At 63.7% G+C, this 17477-nt stretch carries 20 protein-coding genes; 14 read left to right on the top strand and 6 right to left on the bottom strand.

Going from position 1 to position 17477, the window contains the following annotated elements:
- Nucleotides 1–236 (bottom strand): transposase (locus tag ACP15K_RS10950; RefSeq protein WP_424990003.1); only part of this gene is annotated, 236 nt, incomplete at its 3' end.
- Here ACP15K_RS10950 and ACP15K_RS10945 point away from each other — a divergent pair.
- Nucleotides 235–612, top strand: a complete 378-nt coding sequence (locus tag ACP15K_RS10945; RefSeq protein ID WP_424990514.1) for a hypothetical protein — start codon at nt 235–237, stop codon at nt 610–612. The genes ACP15K_RS10950 and ACP15K_RS10945 overlap by 2 nt on opposite strands.
- A 215-nt stretch (nt 613–827) precedes the next feature.
- Nucleotides 828–1034, top strand: a complete 207-nt coding sequence (locus ACP15K_RS10940; RefSeq protein WP_193140301.1) for a cold-shock protein — start codon at nt 828–830, stop codon at nt 1032–1034.
- Nucleotides 1035–1505: 471 nt separating this feature from the next.
- Here ACP15K_RS10940 and ACP15K_RS10935 read toward each other — a convergent pair whose 3' ends face one another.
- On the bottom strand, nt 1506–1898 hold the full coding sequence (locus tag ACP15K_RS10935; protein ID WP_193140303.1) for an acyl-CoA thioesterase: 393 nt from the start codon (nt 1896–1898) through the stop codon (nt 1506–1508).
- 114 nt (nt 1899–2012) lie between these two features.
- On the opposite strand from ACP15K_RS10935, the gene ACP15K_RS10930 reads away from it, so the two are divergent.
- A complete protein-coding gene (locus ACP15K_RS10930; protein ID WP_424990513.1) occupies nt 2013–3137 on the top strand; it encodes a hypothetical protein in 1125 nt (374 codons plus the stop codon).
- 50 nt (nt 3138–3187) lie between these two features.
- On the opposite strand, the gene dgcA is transcribed toward ACP15K_RS10930, so the two are convergent.
- Together dgcA and dgcN are read right to left on the bottom strand one after the other, a co-directional pair.
- Complete coding sequence (gene dgcA, locus ACP15K_RS10925) at nt 3188–4153, bottom strand: N-acetyl-D-Glu racemase DgcA (protein WP_424990512.1); 966 nt, start codon at nt 4151–4153, stop codon at nt 3188–3190.
- Nucleotides 4153–5154 carry an N-acetyltransferase DgcN gene (dgcN, locus tag ACP15K_RS10920; protein ID WP_193140309.1) on the bottom strand — a complete coding sequence of 334 codons (1002 nt, stop codon included), beginning with the start codon at nt 5152–5154 and terminating at the stop codon, nt 4153–4155. The genes dgcA and dgcN overlap by 1 nt, the downstream gene beginning before the upstream one ends.
- Before the next feature lie 283 nt (nt 5155–5437).
- On the opposite strand from dgcN, the gene ACP15K_RS10915 reads away from it, so the two are divergent.
- Entirely contained in the window at nt 5438–6397 is a 960-nt protein-coding gene (locus tag ACP15K_RS10915) for an L-malyl-CoA/beta-methylmalyl-CoA lyase (protein WP_193140311.1), read from the top strand.
- 36 nt (nt 6398–6433) lie between these two features.
- Here the strand turns inward: ACP15K_RS10915 and ACP15K_RS10910 are convergent, their stop codons facing one another.
- Entirely contained in the window at nt 6434–7396 is a 963-nt protein-coding gene (locus tag ACP15K_RS10910; RefSeq protein WP_424990511.1) for an alpha/beta hydrolase, read from the bottom strand.
- Nucleotides 7397–7462: 66 nt separating this feature from the next.
- The gene (locus ACP15K_RS10905) at nt 7463–8482 is read right to left on the bottom strand and encodes a ribose-phosphate pyrophosphokinase (RefSeq protein WP_193140315.1); all 1020 of its coding nucleotides are present in this window, start codon (nt 8480–8482) and stop codon (nt 7463–7465) included.
- A gap of 227 nt (nt 8483–8709) precedes the next feature.
- Between ACP15K_RS10905 and ACP15K_RS10900 the strand changes: the two genes are divergently transcribed.
- From ACP15K_RS10900 to ACP15K_RS10855, 10 genes are all read left to right on the top strand, one after another.
- Nucleotides 8710–9630 carry a manganese-dependent inorganic pyrophosphatase gene (locus ACP15K_RS10900; RefSeq protein ID WP_424990510.1) on the top strand — a complete coding sequence of 307 codons (921 nt, stop codon included), beginning with the start codon at nt 8710–8712 and terminating at the stop codon, nt 9628–9630.
- 144 nt (nt 9631–9774) lie between these two features.
- Nucleotides 9775–10644 carry a TIGR01459 family HAD-type hydrolase gene (locus tag ACP15K_RS10895; RefSeq protein ID WP_193140319.1) on the top strand — a complete coding sequence of 290 codons (870 nt, stop codon included), beginning with the start codon at nt 9775–9777 and terminating at the stop codon, nt 10642–10644.
- 66 nt (nt 10645–10710) lie between these two features.
- Nucleotides 10711–11145: a MaoC family dehydratase gene (locus ACP15K_RS10890; RefSeq protein WP_424990509.1), complete on the top strand. Its 435-nt coding sequence runs from the start codon at nt 10711–10713 to the stop codon at nt 11143–11145.
- A 15-nt stretch (nt 11146–11160) separates the two neighbouring features.
- Complete coding sequence (locus ACP15K_RS10885; protein WP_424990508.1) at nt 11161–12108, top strand: bifunctional riboflavin kinase/FAD synthetase; 948 nt, start codon at nt 11161–11163, stop codon at nt 12106–12108.
- Nucleotides 12109–12146: 38 nt separating this feature from the next.
- Nucleotides 12147–12617, top strand: coding sequence for a YcgN family cysteine cluster protein (locus ACP15K_RS10880; RefSeq protein ID WP_193140322.1), 471 nt, complete (start codon nt 12147–12149; stop codon nt 12615–12617).
- Complete coding sequence (locus ACP15K_RS10875; RefSeq protein ID WP_424990507.1) at nt 12617–13666, top strand: threonine aldolase family protein; 1050 nt, start codon at nt 12617–12619, stop codon at nt 13664–13666. Before ACP15K_RS10880 ends, ACP15K_RS10875 begins: the two co-directional genes overlap by 1 nt.
- Nucleotides 13667–13795: 129 nt before the next feature.
- Nucleotides 13796–14083 carry a co-chaperone GroES gene (locus tag ACP15K_RS10870; protein WP_193140324.1) on the top strand — a complete coding sequence of 96 codons (288 nt, stop codon included), beginning with the start codon at nt 13796–13798 and terminating at the stop codon, nt 14081–14083.
- 63 nt (nt 14084–14146) lie between these two features.
- The gene (groL, locus tag ACP15K_RS10865; RefSeq protein ID WP_193140325.1) at nt 14147–15787 is read left to right on the top strand and encodes a chaperonin GroEL; all 1641 of its coding nucleotides are present in this window, start codon (nt 14147–14149) and stop codon (nt 15785–15787) included.
- Between the two features lie 118 nt (nt 15788–15905).
- A complete protein-coding gene (locus tag ACP15K_RS10860) occupies nt 15906–16241 on the top strand; it encodes a hypothetical protein (RefSeq protein ID WP_193140326.1) in 336 nt (111 codons plus the stop codon).
- 49 nt (nt 16242–16290) lie between these two features.
- Nucleotides 16291–17433: a hypothetical protein gene (locus ACP15K_RS10855; protein ID WP_424990506.1), complete on the top strand. Its 1143-nt coding sequence runs from the start codon at nt 16291–16293 to the stop codon at nt 17431–17433.
- The last annotated feature ends 44 nt before the right edge of the window (nt 17434–17477 follow it).

The following is a 17477-nucleotide window of genomic DNA, read 5'->3' as shown; positions in this document are numbered from 1 at the left end:
CCAGCCATCATCCTCGCGAAAACACCTTTGTCACTCCACCGCTTCCAGCGGTTGTACAAGGTCTTGTGCGGACCGTATGCGGCGGGCGCATCCCGCCAACGTAAGCCATTGCGGTTGATGAAGATAATTCCGCTCAACACGCGCCGATCATCGACGCGGGGCTTGCCGTGAGACTTGGGAAAGAAAGGCGCAAGCCGCGCCATCTGCGCGTCGCTAAGCCAGAAGAGATCAGACATGTCACCGCTCGTTTTTCGAACGGTGAATCACGCTGATCGCCGGAAATCAATGGGTCCTGAGCCTAAGTTAAAATCAATCATCAATAGTAGTCGGCTAAACTTCACAAGCGGAAAACAGGTCACGCCTCAATCATTGGCCGAGTTCCTCTACAAGACGGACTTCATCACCGCACGAATTGAGGACGGCAATGGAAAGATATTGCGAAAACACTTCGAGGAAAACCAGAGCTTGCAGTCGAAGTATGCAGATTTTGGCTTCAAATGGGAAATTCACCCTGCATACCGCTGGGCTCTTCGTCCACAAAGTTTAGATGAAATACTTAAGAAAATCGACTTGGTGGATTTAGGGGTCGATGATGACTGGGTGGATGATTAGGGGTGATGTTTCGATAGCAAAGGAGTTTTACCATTGTTCTTCTCAGGCCCCCCAGAATCCCTTGATTTTCGTGCGGCAACCTGTCATACGGTCTGCGCTACGCTATCCAATCTCGACCCCTGTCTTCCTACACGGCTGATCAGTTCTTCGATTCGGACAGACCACGCCAGGCCATCGCACGACGCGGATGGCATCTAAGTTAGGAGACCACGGAAATGGCCAATGGCACCGTGAAATGGTTCAACACCACCAAAGGTTACGGCTTCATCGCACCCGAGAGCGGCGGACGCGACGTGTTCGTTCACATCTCTGCTGTCGAGCGTTCGGGTCTGACCGGCCTCGCCGACAACCAGAAAGTGACCTTCGACCTGGAATCGGGTCGTGATGGCCGCGAAAGCGCCGTCAACCTCGCACTGGCCTAAGGCCTGCGCAGGCGGGGATTTCCCTGCCAACAGTTGAACAGACAAGGGGTCGGCGACGGAAACGTTGCCGATCTTTTTTTGTGCCCGCGACGGGCAATCTGGGGCGGCGTGGACACCTCTGGCCCGATGGCAAAACAGCCCGATTGCCCGACCGGATCCCCACCGTGACGCCACCCCCGCGATCACGTTTAGGTAATAGACTGTTAAAACACGTGAATCCGATTGTTAGGGAGTCTGTGGCAAAGTTGTCCACAGGCACCGGCGCTTTCCGACCCAATGTGCAAACTGCCCCGGCACATGGTGTGCCTTTCTGACGGGTCCGGCCGGTGCTCTGTGAAAGGAGCAACTGATGACCAGTGCGACCCCCGATCCCAAGCCTCAGCCCACCCCTGCGCATCCCCCCTCCGAGCGGCCCGAAAGTCCGGTCACCTTCAAGGACTGGGCCGATATCTGACGCGCACGCCGTGCGGTTCAGTCTTCCGGCGGCACTTCGCGCGGGCGTTTCTCGTCGTTGATCGCGACGAAGGTAAAGGTGGCTTCCGTGACCTTCTCGCGCGCGCCGTGACGGCCGCGCAGCACCCAGGCTTCCAGCCCGATGGCCAGCGAGGTTCGGCCAACCCGCGTGATCTCGGCGTAGATGCACAGCACGTCGCCGACGCCGACCGGGCGGATGAACTTCATCGCGTCGATGGCCACCGTGGCGACCCGCCCCTTGGCGCGTTGTCCGGCAACGATGCCGGCCGCGATGTCCATCTGGCTGAGAACCCAGCCGCCGAAGATGTCACCGTTCACGTTTACATCCGCCGGCATCGCCAGCGTCCGCAGGGTCAGGGCTCCGCTGGGGCCATCCTGTTCGGTGCTCATGTCATCTCCTCCGTTTCGGATCGCGCCCCCGGTATGGGTTGCCAAGTGACGGGCAAACTGCAGACTATGACGCAGATGGTATCGCCACTGTGAAGCAGTTTCGGGGCAAGTTGAATGCGCAAATCACCCGCCGGACCGCAAGACAGCAAGACCCCCGTGCCGCATGCCACGACCACCGGCACGACCGGGCAGGGGTTTTACGATGCAAACTCGGCGCCCCAGTGGCGGGCGATCGAAGCGGTCCTGCCATGGATCGATGAGGCTGTGGCAGACATGCCGGTGCCGTCCGGGGTCACGACGCTTGCCGATTTCGGCTGTTCCGAAGGGCGCAATTCCATTGCCGTGATGCAACGGGCAGTGTCGGCCTGCCGCGCCAGGACAGTCGGGCCGATCCAGACCCTGCATTCCGATTTGCCCACGAATGATTTCTCAAAGCTTTTCCTGGGGTTGCGGCCAGATGGCCGGTCGGTATTCGGCGACGACGCGGCGTTTTCCGCAGCGGTCGGCGGGTCGATGTTCGATCAGCTTCTGCCGCCGCAGTCGGTCGGTCTGGCGACCACTTTCAATGCCATCGGGTTTCTTTCCGCAAAGCCCGTCTCGGCCCTGCCGGGATATCTCTTGCCGAATGGGCCAAGCCGGCAAGGCGGCAATGGGTATGTCACAGAGGCGAACCAGGAGGTTTTCGCCCGTCAAGCCAAGGACGATGTCGCGGCGTTTCTGAAGGCCCGCGCGGCGGAACTTGTGTCGGGTGGCAAGCTTTTGGTGCAGGTCTTCGGCTGTACCGACGACGCCCGGACCTGCGACGGCATCTACGATGTCCTGAACGATGCAGTGCTGGATCATGTGGCCAGTGGCGAGATCACGCAACAGACCTATGAGGCCTACTATCAGCCGGTCTATTTCCGGCAGTTGCAGGAACTGCTCGTGCCGGTGCAGGACAAGGCCTTTGGTGTTTCGGATCTGTACAGGCTGGACCGCGCGGAAGCCTATGAAGTGTCAGTGCCGTTCAACGATGCCTTCGCACAGACCGGGGATCTTCAGGTCTATGCACGCGACTATGTCAATTTCTTCCGGGCCTTTACCGAGGCAGTTCTGGTGCAAGCCTTGCCACCGACCGACGGGCGCGCCGCCCTGGTTGACCGGATCTACGATAGGGCGCGGGAACGGCTGGTTGCCAACAAGGATCAGTATCCCTTCCGCTATGCCGCGATAGCGATGCTTTTGACCCGGACAGCGTGACGGCGGCGGCAGGCACAGCGGCCACCGTCTAGAATGGCATTGCCTTGCCCCTAGCCCCAAAGCGCGGGATCAGGGGGATGCACGCCGCGTTCGTCGTAGGCCAGCGGATACATCCGATCCTCGCCCAGCAGCAGCGGCCCGTCCAGATCGGTGATCAGCGCGCCTTGTGCCACCAGCGTGGCGGGGGCCATCGCCAGTGAAGAACCGACCATGCAGCCGACCATGACGCGGTAACCCTCGGCTTGTGCCGCATCGCGCAGAGCCAGCGCCTCGGTCAGCCCGCCGGTCTTGTCCAGCTTGATGTTCACCACGTCGTATTTGCCCTTCAGTCCGGGCAATGAGGCGCGGTCGTGGCAGCTTTCATCGGCGCAGACCGGCACCGGGCGGTCCATCCCCAGAAGGGCATCATCGGACCCGGCGGGCAGGGGTTGTTCCACCAGATCGACCCCCAGCCGCACCAGATGCGGGGCCAGATCGGCGTAAACCTCGGCGGACCAGCCTTCGTTGGCATCGACGATGATCCGCGACTTCGGCGCGCCCGCGCGCACCGCTTCCAGGCGGGGCATGTCGTCGGGCGTGCCCAGCTTGATTTTCAGCAGCGGGCGATGCTTGTGCCGCGCGGCCGAGGCTTTCATCACGGCCGGGGTGTCCAGCGACAGGGTGAAGGCGGTGATCTCGGGCCCCGGTTCCGGCAAGCCCGCCAGTTGCCAGACCCGCTGGCCGCTGCGCTTGGCTTCCAGATCCCACAGGGCGCAATCCACGGCATTGCGTGCTGCTCCCGCGGGCAGCAGGGATGGCAGCTCGGCGCGGGTAAACGCTGCTGGCAACCCCTTGATCTGCGCCTTCACCGAGCCCGGGCTTTCACCGTAGCGGGCATAGGGCACGCATTCCCCGTGCCCCGCATGGTCGCCGTCGCGCAGGGTGACGGTGATGACCTCGGCCTCGGTCCGCGAGCCGCGCGAGATGGTGAAGACCTCGGCCAGTTGAAACGTGTCGTAGTGTACCGAGATGTCCATCAGATCCCTTCCAGGGCGTCGACCAATCGTGCCGCACCTTGCCGGAACGGGTCCACCGTGGGCAAGCCCATCCGCGCCTCGACCTCGGCCATATGCGCCAGTGCGTCGGCTTCGGACAGATGCTGCGTGTTGATCGAGATGCCGACCACCTTGCAGGCCGGGTTCGCCACACGCGCCAGCGCCAGCGCGGTGTCGCGCAGGGTTTCCAGCGACGGCGCGGTATAGTCGGGCAGGCCGCGCATGTGGGGCCGGGTGGGCTCGTCGCACAGGATCAGCGCGTCGGGTTGGCCGCCGTGGATCAGCGCCATGGTCACCCCGGAATAGGAGACGTGGAACAGGCTGCCCTGTCCTTCGATCAGATCCCAGTGGTCGGGATCGTTGTCAGGCGTCAGGTGCTCGATGGATCCTGCCATGAAGTCGGCCACCACCGCATCCAGCGGAACGCCGCCGCCGGTGATCAGGATGCCGGTCTGGCCGGTGGCGCGGAAACTGGCGTTCATGTTGCGCTGGCGCATGTCGGCTTCCATCGCCAAAGCCGTGTACATCTTGCCGACCGAGCAATCGGTGCCGACAGCCAGACAGCGCTTGCCGCTGCGCTTGACGCCGTTGGCAATGGGATAGTCGATCCCGGGCACCCGCACGTCATGCAGGGCGGTGCCGTGGGTCTGGGCGGCGCGCACCAGATCGGGATAATTGTTCAGCAGGGTGTGCAGCCCGCTGGCCAGATCGAAGCCGGCCGCGATGGCCTCCAGCAGGAAGGTCCGCCAGCTTTCACCGATGATGCCGCCACGGTTGGCGACGCCGATGACCACGGTTTCAACCCCCTTGGCGCGGGCTTCTTCAAGGGTCAGGTCGGGCAGGCCCAGATCAGCCTTGCAGCCCGGCAGGCGGTACTGGCCGATGGCGAACTCGGGACGCCAGTCCTTGATGCCCTGCGCAACCTTCGCGGCCAGACCGTCGGGCGCGTCGCCCAGAAACAGCAGATACGGCGTCTTGATCATTGTGTGCTCCCATTCAGCAATTGGTTCTGCCTAGCCGATGCGGGCGCGGTGTTTTTCCGATTTTTGCAGGGGCAGCAGAGATTGAGTTCGGAAAATATCCGCAAATACTGGAAATAATCGGTAATTATCCCGATGATTAGAAAATGTGCGGTTTGAAATCCGAAAGAACCGGGTAAGAGATTCGCAAAATGCTGCACCCGCAAATCAAGGATTGAAGAAGGTTACGCAATATCCTAACAAGCTGACAACATCGTCCGCAATTTCCTTGCCAAGAGGTCCGCTCATGAGTTTCCGTCTTCAGCCCCAGCCCGTCGCGCGTCCCAACCGGTGCCAGTTGTTCGGTCCGGCGTCGAATCCCAAGCTGTTCGCCAAGATGGCGGCCAGTGCGGCGGATGTGATCAACATCGATCTTGAGGATTCGGTAGCGCCTTCTGACAAGGACATGGCCCGCGCGCAGGCGATCGAGGCGATCGGTGCCGTGGACTGGAACACCAAGACCCTGAGCGTTCGGATCAACGGGCTGGACACGCCGTACTGGTACCGCGACGTGGTCGACCTGCTGGAACAGGCCGATGAGCGGCTTGACCAGATCATGATCCCCAAGGTCGGCTGTGCCGAGGATATCTATGCCGTGGACGCGCTGGTCACCGCCATCGAAGCCGCCAAGGGCCGCAAGAAGAAGATCAACTTCGAGGTTATCATCGAAAGTGCCGCTGGCATCGCGCATGTGGAAGCCATCGCCGCCGCCTCGCCCCGCCTTGTGGCGATGAGCCTGGGTGCGGCCGATTTCGCGGCCTCGATGGGGATGCAGACCACCGGTATCGGCGGCACGCAGGAAAACTATTACATGCTGCGCGAGGGCGTGAAGCATTGGTCCGACCCGTGGCACTGGGCCCAGACCGCCATCGTCGCCGCCTGCCGCACCCATGGCCTGTTGCCGGTCGACGGCCCGTTCGGTGATTTCTCGGATGACGAGGGCTATCGCGCGCAGGCGCTGCGGTCGGCGACGCTGGGCATGGTGGGCAAATGGGCCATCCATCCCAAGCAGATCGCGCTGGCGAACGAGGTTTTCACCCCGTCCGAGGCCGCCGTCACCGAAGCGCGCGAGATCCTTGCCGCGATGGAACAGGCCAAGGCCAACGGTGAAGGCGCCACGGTCTACAAGGGCCGTCTGGTGGACATCGCCTCGATCAAGCAGGCCGAGGTCATCGTCCGCCAGTCGGAAATGATTGCCGCAGCCTGATCCGGCCCCTGCGGGTGGCGCGCCGGCGCCGCCCGGTCAGCTCAGCCGCCCGGTGCGGAACCCCAGCGCGTCGGCCAGAACCTCGTCGACCAGCAGCGTGTTGATCATGTGCTTGGCCACCTTGCCGGGCGTGTTCTTGCCCGAATGCGAGTTCAGGAAATAGACGTGCCCGCGCTTCTTGTCGTATTTCCGCGCCACCGCCGAGCAATCGAGGCTGAACACCCAGTCGGCCACCCGTGACATGGCGCGCGGTCCGGCGGTGCCCAGCCTGCGGGGCAGGGCGTTGGGCTGGTGATTGACCAGGGCGCTGGCTTTCAGGGCCAGATCGCTGTCGGCGTAATAGATCACCACGTTGCGCGAGGCCTGGGCGAGGATTTCGCCTTCCTGCCCGAACTCCAGATCCTGACAGGGGATGTCGGCGGCCGCCAGGAAGCTGTGCTGGAAGACTTCCGGCACGGCGCCCACCAGAAATGCCTCTTTCCAGAACAGCAGGGTTTCGCGCAGGACGCGGTTGCCCATGGAATGGGCACAGACGCTGAATTTCTTTTCGAACTCGGCCGGGTCGCCGGACATGGCGATCAGTTTGGCCAGAACCCGCGCGAAGGCGCCGCCGCTGAGCTGCGCCGAATGGCGGTCATCGACATAGTCGTTCAGGATCAGCAGGGCGCTGTCGTCATCGGTGGGCCAGAGGAACGGCAGCACCAGCACCTTGTCCTTCTCCTTGCGGTCGCAGAACTCTTGCAACTGCGCGGCCCGGTTCAACGCCGCCTTGGGGCTGGTGTTGAAGCCGTGGATGAAGAACAGGATATGTTCGGCCTTGGCATCCTTCAGGGCCTGAAACAGGGCCGCCGAGCCGATTTCGATGGTGGCGCCGCTGGCTTCGCGCCGGCAGAAGAACGTGGCGTTGCAGACGGCATTGTTGGCCGGGCTGAACGTGCAGTTTCGCCCCAGCGTGGTTTTCAATCCCTCGTCCGGCACCCGGTTTGTCACGAACAGCATATCGGCCTCCCCCGTTGATCTTGGGGAAGGCTAACCCTTGGTCAACCGTCTGGCTACTAAGGATATCTAGTCCTGCGGGTAAAGACCTTCATAGATCGGGCCAAGGGTGCTGGTTTCGAACAGCGACGACACCGAAGTGCCGCTCCAGATGTTCAGGATCGCCTGGGCGAAGATCGGTGCTGTGGTCACGATGCGGATGTTCGGCGCGGCCTTGACCTCGGCTGTCGGTTCGATGGTGTCGGTGATGACAAGACTCTTCATGACCGAATTGGTGATCCGTTCGACCGCCGGGCCGGACAGCACGCCATGGGTGATGTAGGAATGTACCTCGGTGGCGCCTGCATCCATCAGCACGCTCGCGGCCTTGCACAGGGTGCCGGCGGTGTCGCACAGGTCATCCACGATGATGCACTTCTTGCCGCTGACATCGCCGATCACTGTCATCTCGGCCACTTCGCCGGGCTTTTCGCGGCGTTTGTCCACGATCGACAGGGGGCATCCGATCCGCTGCGCCAATTCACGGGCGCGGGCCACGCCGCCCACGTCGGGCGACACGATCATCACGTTGTCCAGCCCGCCGTCGAACTGGTGCTTGATGTCCAGCGCGAAGACCGGCGAGGCATAGAGGTTGTCCACCGGCACATCGAAGAAGCCCTGGATCTGCGCGGCGTGCAGATCCATCGTCAGAACCCGCTCGATCCCGGCCTCTTCCAGAAGGTTCGCCACCAGTTTGGCCGAAATCGGGGTGCGCGCCTTGGTGCGGCGATCCTGCCGGGCGTATCCGAAATAGGGGATCACCGCCGTGATCCGCCCCGCCGACGACCGCTTCAGCGCGTCGGCCATGATCATCAGCTCCATCAGGTTGTCGTTCGCCGGGTTCGATGTCGGCTGGATGATGAACATATCCTCGCCGCGGACGTTCTCGTAGACCTCGACGAAGATCTCCTGATCGTTGAACCGTTCGACACGGGTGTTGATCAGGTTGATGTTCATCCCCCGGTGCATGGAGATCCGCCGGGCGATGGCCGTGGCGAGCGATTTGTTGGCATTGCCCGAAATGAGCTTCGGCTCCACGAGAGAGGGCATGGCAGCGTCCTTGAGCGGGGAGGGTTACGGGTTCGCCGGTCGCTTAGCACCAGAACGGCCCGAAACCAACACTTCTGTCGCGTTTTCATGAACCGGGCACCAGATTTACGCTGCAATGCAGCAACACCCGGGCCTCTGCGGCGAAACACCCCGTCCCGAGTCAGTGACAGGGCGCCGCCTAGGCGCCTATAAGCCGCGCAAAACCCCGAAAAGATGGATTTGATGACATGACGATCAAGGTCTTCGGCCATATGGCCCCCGATACCGACTCCACCGGCGCCCCGCTGATCTGGGCCTGGTACCTGTCCGAAATCAAGGGCACCCCCGCCGAAGCCAAGCTGCTGGGTGAGCCCAACACCGAAGCCGCTTTCGTTCTGGAGCGCTGGAGCCTGGACAAGCCCGAGATCATCGCCGACGTGGCGGCGGGCGATCAGGTGGTCATCGTCGACACCAACAACCCCGCCGAACTGCCCGCCAGCATCGGTAGCGCCGACATTCTGGAAATCATCGACCATCACAAGCTGGTCGGCGGCCTGGAAACCAGCGGCCCGATCAACATCACCGTGCGCCCGGTGGCCTGCACCGTGACCATCATGCATGACCTGATGGGCGATGACGCCGCCAAGATGCCGGAAAACATCAAGGGTGCGATGCTGTCGTGCATCCTGTCCGACACGCTGGAATTCCGCTCGCCGACCACCACCGATGCCGACAAGGCGCTGGCACAATCGCTGGCCACCGACCTGGGCGTCGACATCTCGGCCTATGCTGCGGAAATGTTCGCCGCCAAATCCGACGTTTCGGCCTTCTCGGACGCCGAGCTGATCCGCATGGACAGCAAGAAATACGAAGTCGGCGGCACCAACTTCCGCGTTTCGGTTCTGGAAACCACCGCGCCCGAGATCCCGCTGGGCCGCAAGGCCAGCCTGATCGCGTCGATGCCCGAAGTGGCCAAGGAAGACGGCGTGGACGAGGTTCTGCTGTTTGTCGTGGACATCATCAAGGAAGAAGCCACCCTGCTGGTGCCCAACGACACCGTGAAAGCCGTGGCCGAGAAAAGCTTCGGCGCCACCGTTTCGGGTGACAGCGTGGTCCTGCCCGGCATCATGAGCCGCAAGAAGCAGATCATCCCGAACCTGGCCCTGTAAGCCACCTTCGGAAAACGGGATCGGGCGCCTGCGGGCGCCCTTTTTCATCGACCGGGCCGCGCACAGCCCGGACTGGTCAGACCCGCCCGGACATGACACAAGACCGGCGTACCGTTCCGTTGCCCGCGTCTGTCAGGAGACCCCATGACTGAAATCATCCGCACGCTTGCCGAGGTTCAAGACCGTTACGATGCTGTCCTCTGCGATCTCTGGGGCTGCCTGCACAACGGGGTCGAGGTGTTTCCCGAGGCGGTCGCCGCGTTGCAGGGCTTCCGGGCCAAGGGCGGCAGGGTCATCCTTCTGACCAACGCTCCCCGTCCCAAGCCGCTGGTCGTGGAACAGCTCGACGGGTTGGGCACGCCGCGCGACTGCTGGGATGACGTGATCACCTCGGGCGACAGCGCCCAGGCGGCCATGATGCGCGGGATCATCGGCAAGAAGGTCTACCACATGGGCCCCGAACGGGACCTGACCTTCTTTACCGAGTTGCCCGAAGATCTGGAGTCCACCGTGGAACTGGTGCCGCTGGACGAGGCCGAGGGTATCGCCTGCACCGGGCTGGTGGATGATGCCACCGAAACCCCGGAAGACTACCGCGCGCAGCTTCTGCTGGCCAAGACCAAGGGGCTGAAACTGCTGTGCGCCAACCCCGACGTGGTGGTCGACAAGGGCCATACCCGCATTTTCTGCGCCGGGGCGTTGGCCGAGCTTTACACCGAAATGGGCGGCCAAAGCCTGTATTTCGGCAAGCCGCATCCGCCGATCTACGATCTGGCGCGACGGCGGCTGGCACTTCTGGATCGCATCCCCGACGACCGCGTTCTGGTCATCGGCGATGGGCCGAACACCGATGTGGCCGGGGGCATGGCCGAGGATTTCGACGTGCTGTTCGTGACCGGCGGTCTGGCCGCCGAGCAGACCGGCACCAACGGCCAGCCTGACCCTGAGCGTCTTTCCGCGTATCTGAACGAGATTCGGACCTCGCCCGCCTATGCCATCGGGCTGCTGCGGTGACGCGACGCGTTGCTGGCAGCGGGCAGGGGTCTAAGCCAGACTGACGATCGAAATGGAGGATCTCTCATGCGCGACGACGAAATCGGTACAATCTACATCGAGGATCTGGAAGTGGGCATGTCCCGCAGCCTGACAAAGGTCATCGGCGATGCCGAAGTCCGTTCCTTCGCCGAGGTCAGCGAAGACCGCAACCCGATCCACCTGGACGAGGCCACGGGGCAGGCGTCGATGTTCGGTGGCCGCATTGCGCACGGGATGCTGGTGGGCAGCCTGTTCTCGGCCCTGCTGGGAGAGCGCATTCCCGGCCACGGCACCATCTACATGGGCCAAAACCTGAAATTCCGCGCCCCGGTCATGCTGGGCGCCGAGGTGACCGCCACCGTCACCGTGCGCGAGATCAACCGCGAGAAACGGCGCGTGACCTTCGATTGCCTGGCCGAAGTCGGCGGCAAGACCGTGGTCCAGGGCGAGGCGCTGGTTCTGGCGCCGTCGCGCGGCTGATCCACGGACACCCGGATGCGCCTTCACCGCTCTTACTCTGGACTGGGCGATGCCGACCGCGGGGCAAGTGCCGCGATCGGCAATTTCGATGGTGTGCATCTGGGCCACCGGGCGGTGATGGAACTGGCCCGGCAGGCCGGTGACAAGATCGGCGCGCCGTTGGGCGTGCTGACCTTCGAACCCCACCCGCGCGAGTTCTTCGCCCCCGACGCCCCGCCCTTCCGCCTGATGACCGCCGCCGCCAAGGCCCACCGGTTGCAGAAGATCGGCGTGCGGCACCTGTATCAGATCAGCTTCGATGAAACGCTGGCGTCGCTGTCGGCGCGAGAGTTCGCCCAGCAGGTCGTGGCTGTCGGGCTGGGGCTGCGCCACGTTGTGGTGGGGGCTGATTTCCGCTTTGGCAAGGGCCGGTCCGGAACCGCCGAGGACCTGGTGGCGCTGGGGCGCGACTTCGGGTTCGGCGTCACCGTGGCCGAGTTGATGCAGTTCGAAGCCGCCGGGGTGCCGGTGTCCTCGACCGCGATCCGCACCGCCCTGTCCGAAGGCCGCCCCCGCGATGCCAAGGCGATGCTGGGCCATTGGCACCGCATCGACGGCCCGGTGCTGCACGGCGCAAAGCGTGGCCGCAACCTGGGCTATCCCACCGCGAACATGTCCATCGACGGGCTGCACCCGCCGAAATTTGGCGTCTACGCGGTGCAGGTCGAGGTTCTGGACGGTGCCCATTCGGGCAGCTACGGCGGCGTTGCCTCGATGGGGGTGCGCCCCATGTTTGGCGAAAACCGCGCCAATCTGGAAACCCATCTGTTCGATTTCGCCGGCGATCTTTATGGCGCCGAACTGTCGGTGGCGCTGGTCGACTATCTGCGGCCCGAGCGGAAGTTCGACGGGATCGAAGCCCTGGTCGCGCAGATGGATGCCGACAGCGCCCGTGCCCGCGGCATCCTGGCCGCCTGGGGATGACAGTTTTTCTTTCTGGGCAGCAAGGCTAGGGTCGCGCGATGTCTGACGATCCGATTCGCCGCACCGGCCTGCGCCCCCGTTTCTGGGAGCGGTTCAAGCTGTCCCAGCTGACCCCGCACGAGTGGGAAGCCCTGTGCGACGGTTGCGGCAAGTGTTGCCTGAACAAGCTGGAAGATCCCGACACCGGTGAAGTCGCCTTCACCCGCGTGGCCTGCCGGTTGCTCGACGATCAGACCTGCCGCTGCGCCCAATACGACATTCGCCGGCAATTCGTGCCCGAATGCGTGTTCCTGACCCCGCAGACGCTGGCCAAGAACGCCTACTGGATGCCCGCGACCTGCGCCTATCGCCTGTTGCAGCAGGGCGATCAACTGCCCGACTGGCATCCGCTGGTGTCCGGGCGCGCCGAGTCGGTGCACGAGGCCGGCCAGTCGGTGCGGGGCTGGACGGTGCCGGAATTCGAAGTCGATGAAGACGATTGGGAAGACCACATTATCGAGGATCTTTGATGTATTTCGCATCCGACAATGCCGGCCCCGCCCATCCCACGGTGCTGGAGGCCCTGAGCCGCGCCAATGAAGGCTATATGCCCGGCTATGGTGCCGATCCGCTGACCGCACAGGTGGTGGCGAAAATCCGCGATGTCTTCGAAGCCCCCGACGCCGCTGTCTATCTTGTGGGCACCGGCACCGCCGCGAATGCCCTGGCCTTGTCGGTCTTGGGTCAGCCCTGGCAGACGGTATTCTGCGCCGAAGCTGCCCATGTGGACGAAGACGAATGCGGCGCGCCCGAGTTTTTTACCGGCGGCGCCAAGCTGACATGGGTCGATGCCCCGCAGGGCAAGATCCGGCCCGACGCGCTGGCATCGGCGCTGGACAAGGCGGGCAAACGGGGGGTGCACGGGGTGCAGCCCGGACCGCTGACCCTGACGCAGGCCACCGAATCCGGCACCGTCTACACCCTGGCCGAACTGGCCGAACTCACCGCGATGGCCCGCGCCCGTGGTCTGCCCGTGCATCTGGACGGCGCGCGCTTTGCCAATGCGCTGGAGCATCTGGGCTGCACCCCGGCCGAGATGACCTGGAAGGCGGGCATCCATGCCGTCAGCTTCGGCGGCACCAAGAACGGCCTTCTGGGGGTCGAGGCGGTGATCTTCTTTGATCCCGCCCACGCCTGGGAGTTCGAGCTTCGCCGCAAGCGCGGCGCGCATCTGTTTTCCAAGCATCGCTATCTGGCCGCGCAGATGCAGGCCTATCTTGAGGGCGATCTGTGGCGCGACCTGGCGCGGAGGGCGAATGGCTCGGCCCGCGATCTGGCGGACCGGCTGCACCATGTGCCGGGGGTCGAGATCTGTTTCCCGGTGGAAACCAACGCCGTGTTCGCCCGCTGGCCACGCGCCTGGCACCGCCACCTTTTAAACGCCGGGGCGCAGTACTATCTGTGGGACGGCACGCTGGACGGCGGCCCCGAAGAGGCGCTGCTGATGGCGCGGCTGGTGTGTGACTGGTCGCTGCCGCCCGAGGCCGTGACCGCCTTCGCCGCGCAATTTCCGACCTGACCGGAGGCTGGCGCGAAACTTTCTTCCGATTGCCTTGACTCGGGATTGCACGCTCTCTATCTCCGTCTCGTTATCACTCGCCACTACTGAGTGATAATACAGAAACTAACTGAGCAAGGAGCCTCAGAGATGGCATTCAAACCGCTTCATGACCGCGTTCTGGTGCGTCGCGTCGAATCCGATGATAAGACTGCAGGCGGCCTGATCATTCCCGAAAGCGCCAAAGAAAAGCCGGCCGAAGCCGTTGTTGTCGCGTGTGGCGAAGGCGCCCGCAAGGACAGCGGAGAGCTGATCCCGATGGCTGTCAGCGAAGGCGACAAGGTTCTGTTCGGCAAATGGTCGGGCACCGAAGTCACCATCGACGGCGAAGAGCTGTTGATCATGAAGGAAAGCGACATCCTGGGCATCATCGCCTAAGCGGATCGCTTCCGGGCCGCCGGGCCCGACCTTCCCAACCTATTCCATCAAGGAGCAAGACACATGGCTGCAAAAGACGTTAAGTTTAGCGCTGACGCCCGTTCCCGCATGCTGAAGGGCGTCAACGTCCTGGCCGACGCCGTGAAAGTGACCCTGGGCCCGAAAGGCCGCAACGTGGTCCTGGACAAGTCGTTCGGCGCGCCGCGCATCACCAAGGACGGTGTTTCGGTCGCCAAGGAAATCGAACTGGAAGACAAGTTCGAGAACATGGGCGCCCAGATGGTTCGCGAAGTTGCATCGCGCACCAATGACGAAGCCGGCGACGGCACCACCACCGCCACCGTTCTGGCCCAGGCCATCGTCAAGGAAGGCCTCAAGCAGGTTGCGGCCGGCCTGAACCCGATGGACCTGAAGCGCGGTATCGACCTGGCCACCTCGAAGGTCGTCGAGCAGATCAAGGCCGCGTCGCGCGTCGTCAAGGACAGCGATGAAGTTGCCCAGGTCGGCACCATCTCGGCCAACGGCGAGCCCGAAATCGGCCGCCAGATCGCCGATGCGATGCAGAAGGTCGGCAACGAGGGTGTCATCACCGTCGAAGAGAACAAGGGCCTGGAAACCGAAACTGATGTCGTCGAAGGCATGCAGTTCGACCGTGGCTACCTGTCGCCCTACTTCGTCACCAACCCGGACAAGATGATCGCCGAGCTGGAAGACTGCATGATCCTGCTGCACGAGAAGAAACTCTCGTCGCTGCAGCCGATGGTGCCGCTGCTGGAATCCGTGATCCAGTCGCAGAAGCCGCTGCTGATCATTGCCGAGGACGTGGAAGGCGAAGCGTTGGCCACCCTCGTGGTCAACAAGCTGCGCGGCGGTCTGAAGATCGCAGCCGTCAAGGCACCGGGCTTCGGCGATCGCCGCAAGGCCATGCTGCAGGACATCGCGATCCTGACCGGCGGCCAGGTGATCTCGGAAGATCTGGGCATGAAGCTGGAAAGCGTCACCATGGACATGCTTGGCACCGCCAAGAAGATCCAGATCACCAAGGACGAGACCACCATCGTCGATGGCAATGGCGAGAAAGCCGAGATCGAAGCACGGGTCAGCCAGATCCGTCAGCAGATCGAGGAAACCACCAGCGACTACGACCGCGAGAAGCTGCAAGAGCGCGTGGCCAAACTGGCTGGCGGTGTTGCCGTGATCCGCGTTGGTGGCATGACCGAAGTGGAAGTGAAAGAGCGCAAGGATCGCGTCGATGACGCCCTGAACGCAACCCGTGCTGCCGTGCAGGAAGGTGTTGTCGTGGGCGGCGGTGTCGCGCTTGTTCAGGCTGGCAAGGCTCTGATCGACCTCAAGGGTGCCAACAGCGACCAGAACGCCGGTATCTCGATCGTTCGCAAGGCCATCGAAGCGCCGCTGCGCCAGATTGCCGAGAACGCCGGTGTTGACGGTGCCGTGGTTGCCGGGAAAGTCCGCGAAAGCGACGACCCGACCTTCGGCTTCAACGCGCAGACCGAAGAATATGGCGACATGTTCGCGTTCGGCGTGATTGACCCGGCCAAGGTCGTGCGGACCGCTCTGGAAGACGCAGCCTCGATCGCTGGTCTGCTGATCACCACCGAGGCCATGGTTGCCGACATCCCCGCCAAAGAAGGCGCGGCCGGTGGCGGCATGCCCGACATGGGCGGCATGGGCGGCATGATGTAAGATCTGCCCATCGCAGTGATAAGGAAGGGGGTCGCCACGTGCGGCCCCCTTTTTCGTGCGGGGCGCATCATCCTGCCCGAGGGGAGCCATCGGATGCCATCATCGACACCAGACCGCCATGTCCCGTAAGGACCTCCGCCGCGCCATTGCGCTGACCCTGCCGCCGGATGTGTGGCGCGCGGTGCGCGCCCATCGCCGCCCCGGATCGACCCGGCGGCTGATGGATACGGTTCGGGTGCTGGTCGAGGCCGGTCTGCGCCACCCGCCCGAGGTGCCCGCGCTTCCTGCCCTGCCGCAAGCGCCCTGCCGCGCCTTGCAACTGCCGCGACCGGCGCGCGCGCGGGTCGCCACGCTGGCCCGCGACTGGGGCATGTCCCCGGCGCAGGTGGTCTGCATCCTGATCCGACAGGCATTGGCGGCGGAAAACCGAACACAGCCCTTGTCACGGGACTGACATCGGCCTCATGTGAGAAGCAACAGACCTATTGTTGCGGAGGCATTCGATGCTCAAACCCCTTCTTGTTTCTTCCCTTGCCCTTCTGATCGCCGCCCCGGCCCTGGCGCAGGACAACCAGAGCTTCAGCCTGGGCGGCGACACCTATACCGCCGGTCGGGTGGTCAGCCAGACAGCCCCGGTTGCGGCCGATCTTTTCGCGGCCGGAGAGCGGATCACGATCACCGGGCCGGTGGGCGGCAGTCTGCATTCCGCCGGACGCAGCCTGCGTCTGGATGCTCCGGTCGAGGGTGCGGCCTACGGGATGGGCTATGTCATCGATCTGGCCGCCCCGGTGGGCGGGTCGGCCAGCCTGACGGCGGCCGAGATCACCGTGTCGGGCAGGATTGGCGGCAACCTGCGGGCCATGGCCTCGGAGATGGTGCTGAGCGGGGATATCGGCGGGGCCGTTCTGATTGCGGCGGCGGATCTGCAACTGGATGGCGCCATCGCGGGCGATGCGGTGCTGACCGTCGATTCGGTCTCTTTCGGCAGCGGCGCACGCGTCGATGGCACGCTGACGCTCTATGCCGACGATCCTGACGAAATCACCGTGCCGTCTTCGGTCGCCAGCCCCGACCGGGTCAGCATCCGCGACATCGAGGATCATCCCGATATCGAAGCCCCCATGGACATGCGCGAGATGGCCGGCGAGGGCTTTGGCGCCATGCTGCGCAGCTTCCTGATCGGCGTGGTGATCGTGGCGCTGGCCGCGGCACTGGCTGTCGTGGTGGCACCTGACCGCGTGGCGGCGGTGCGGATGCGGGCACTGGCCGCACCTGGGCGGTCGATCCTGGCCGGGTTCGTCGCCATGTCGGCCCTGATCGGCGCGGTGCTGGTGCTGGCCATGACCCTTGTCGGGCTGCTTCTGGTGCCGGTGGCCATCGCCCTGACCGTGGTTCTGATCGCCGCCGGATACGTGGCGGGCAGCTATGTTCTGGGCGTGGGCCTGTGGCAACTGGCGGGCCGCGAGATCCCCGACGGGGTTGCCGAAAAGGCCGGGCTGGCAGCCCTTGGCGCGCTGATTGCCGGGCTTGTGGCGCTGATCCCGGTGCTGGGCTGGCTTAGCTGGTTCGCGCTGGTTTTCCTTGGGCTGGGCGCGATGATGGCACCGCTCTTTGCCCGGCTCAGCCGGTTGGGGGCCGCCCGCTGATGGGTCGGACCCTGCGGGTGTTGTCAAAGCCGCGCCCGTGGGGT

It is taken from the genome of Fluviibacterium sp. S390, assembly GCF_049800695.1.
Lineage (GTDB): Bacteria > Pseudomonadota > Alphaproteobacteria > Rhodobacterales > Rhodobacteraceae > Meridianimarinicoccus.
This window is presented reverse-complemented; position numbering and strand designations above follow the sequence as displayed.

What these genes read in the sequence shown, in the direction of transcription:
- ACP15K_RS10915 (WP_193140311.1), top strand. Translation starts at nt 5,438, where the DNA reads ATGAGTTTCCGTCTTCAGCCCCAGCCCGTCGCGCGTCCCAACCGGTGC.
- ACP15K_RS10895 (WP_193140319.1), top strand. Translation starts at nt 9,775, where the DNA reads ATGACTGAAATCATCCGCACGCTTGCCGAGGTTCAAGACCGTTACGAT.
- ACP15K_RS10940 (WP_193140301.1), top strand. Translation starts at nt 828, where the DNA reads ATGGCCAATGGCACCGTGAAATGGTTCAACACCACCAAAGGTTACGGC.
- ACP15K_RS10880 (WP_193140322.1), top strand. Translation starts at nt 12,147, where the DNA reads ATGTCTGACGATCCGATTCGCCGCACCGGCCTGCGCCCCCGTTTCTGG.
- ACP15K_RS10910 (WP_424990511.1), bottom strand. Translation starts at nt 7,396, where the DNA reads ATGCTGTTCGTGACAAACCGGGTGCCGGACGAGGGATTGAAAACCACG.
- ACP15K_RS10860 (WP_193140326.1), top strand. Translation starts at nt 15,906, where the DNA reads ATGTCCCGTAAGGACCTCCGCCGCGCCATTGCGCTGACCCTGCCGCCG.
- ACP15K_RS10875 (WP_424990507.1), top strand. Translation starts at nt 12,617, where the DNA reads ATGTATTTCGCATCCGACAATGCCGGCCCCGCCCATCCCACGGTGCTG.
- ACP15K_RS10930 (WP_424990513.1), top strand. Translation starts at nt 2,013, where the DNA reads ATGCGCAAATCACCCGCCGGACCGCAAGACAGCAAGACCCCCGTGCCG.
- ACP15K_RS10855 (WP_424990506.1), top strand. Translation starts at nt 16,291, where the DNA reads ATGCTCAAACCCCTTCTTGTTTCTTCCCTTGCCCTTCTGATCGCCGCC.
- ACP15K_RS10945 (WP_424990514.1), top strand. Translation starts at nt 235, where the DNA reads ATGTCACCGCTCGTTTTTCGAACGGTGAATCACGCTGATCGCCGGAAA.
- groL (WP_193140325.1), top strand. Translation starts at nt 14,147, where the DNA reads ATGGCTGCAAAAGACGTTAAGTTTAGCGCTGACGCCCGTTCCCGCATG.
- ACP15K_RS10900 (WP_424990510.1), top strand. Translation starts at nt 8,710, where the DNA reads ATGACGATCAAGGTCTTCGGCCATATGGCCCCCGATACCGACTCCACC.
- ACP15K_RS10870 (WP_193140324.1), top strand. Translation starts at nt 13,796, where the DNA reads ATGGCATTCAAACCGCTTCATGACCGCGTTCTGGTGCGTCGCGTCGAA.
- ACP15K_RS10905 (WP_193140315.1), bottom strand. Translation starts at nt 8,482, where the DNA reads ATGCCCTCTCTCGTGGAGCCGAAGCTCATTTCGGGCAATGCCAACAAA.
- ACP15K_RS10890 (WP_424990509.1), top strand. Translation starts at nt 10,711, where the DNA reads ATGCGCGACGACGAAATCGGTACAATCTACATCGAGGATCTGGAAGTG.
- dgcN (WP_193140309.1), bottom strand. Translation starts at nt 5,154, where the DNA reads ATGATCAAGACGCCGTATCTGCTGTTTCTGGGCGACGCGCCCGACGGT.
- ACP15K_RS10885 (WP_424990508.1), top strand. Translation starts at nt 11,161, where the DNA reads ATGCGCCTTCACCGCTCTTACTCTGGACTGGGCGATGCCGACCGCGGG.
- ACP15K_RS10935 (WP_193140303.1), bottom strand. Translation starts at nt 1,898, where the DNA reads ATGAGCACCGAACAGGATGGCCCCAGCGGAGCCCTGACCCTGCGGACG.
- dgcA (WP_424990512.1), bottom strand. Translation starts at nt 4,153, where the DNA reads ATGGACATCTCGGTACACTACGACACGTTTCAACTGGCCGAGGTCTTC.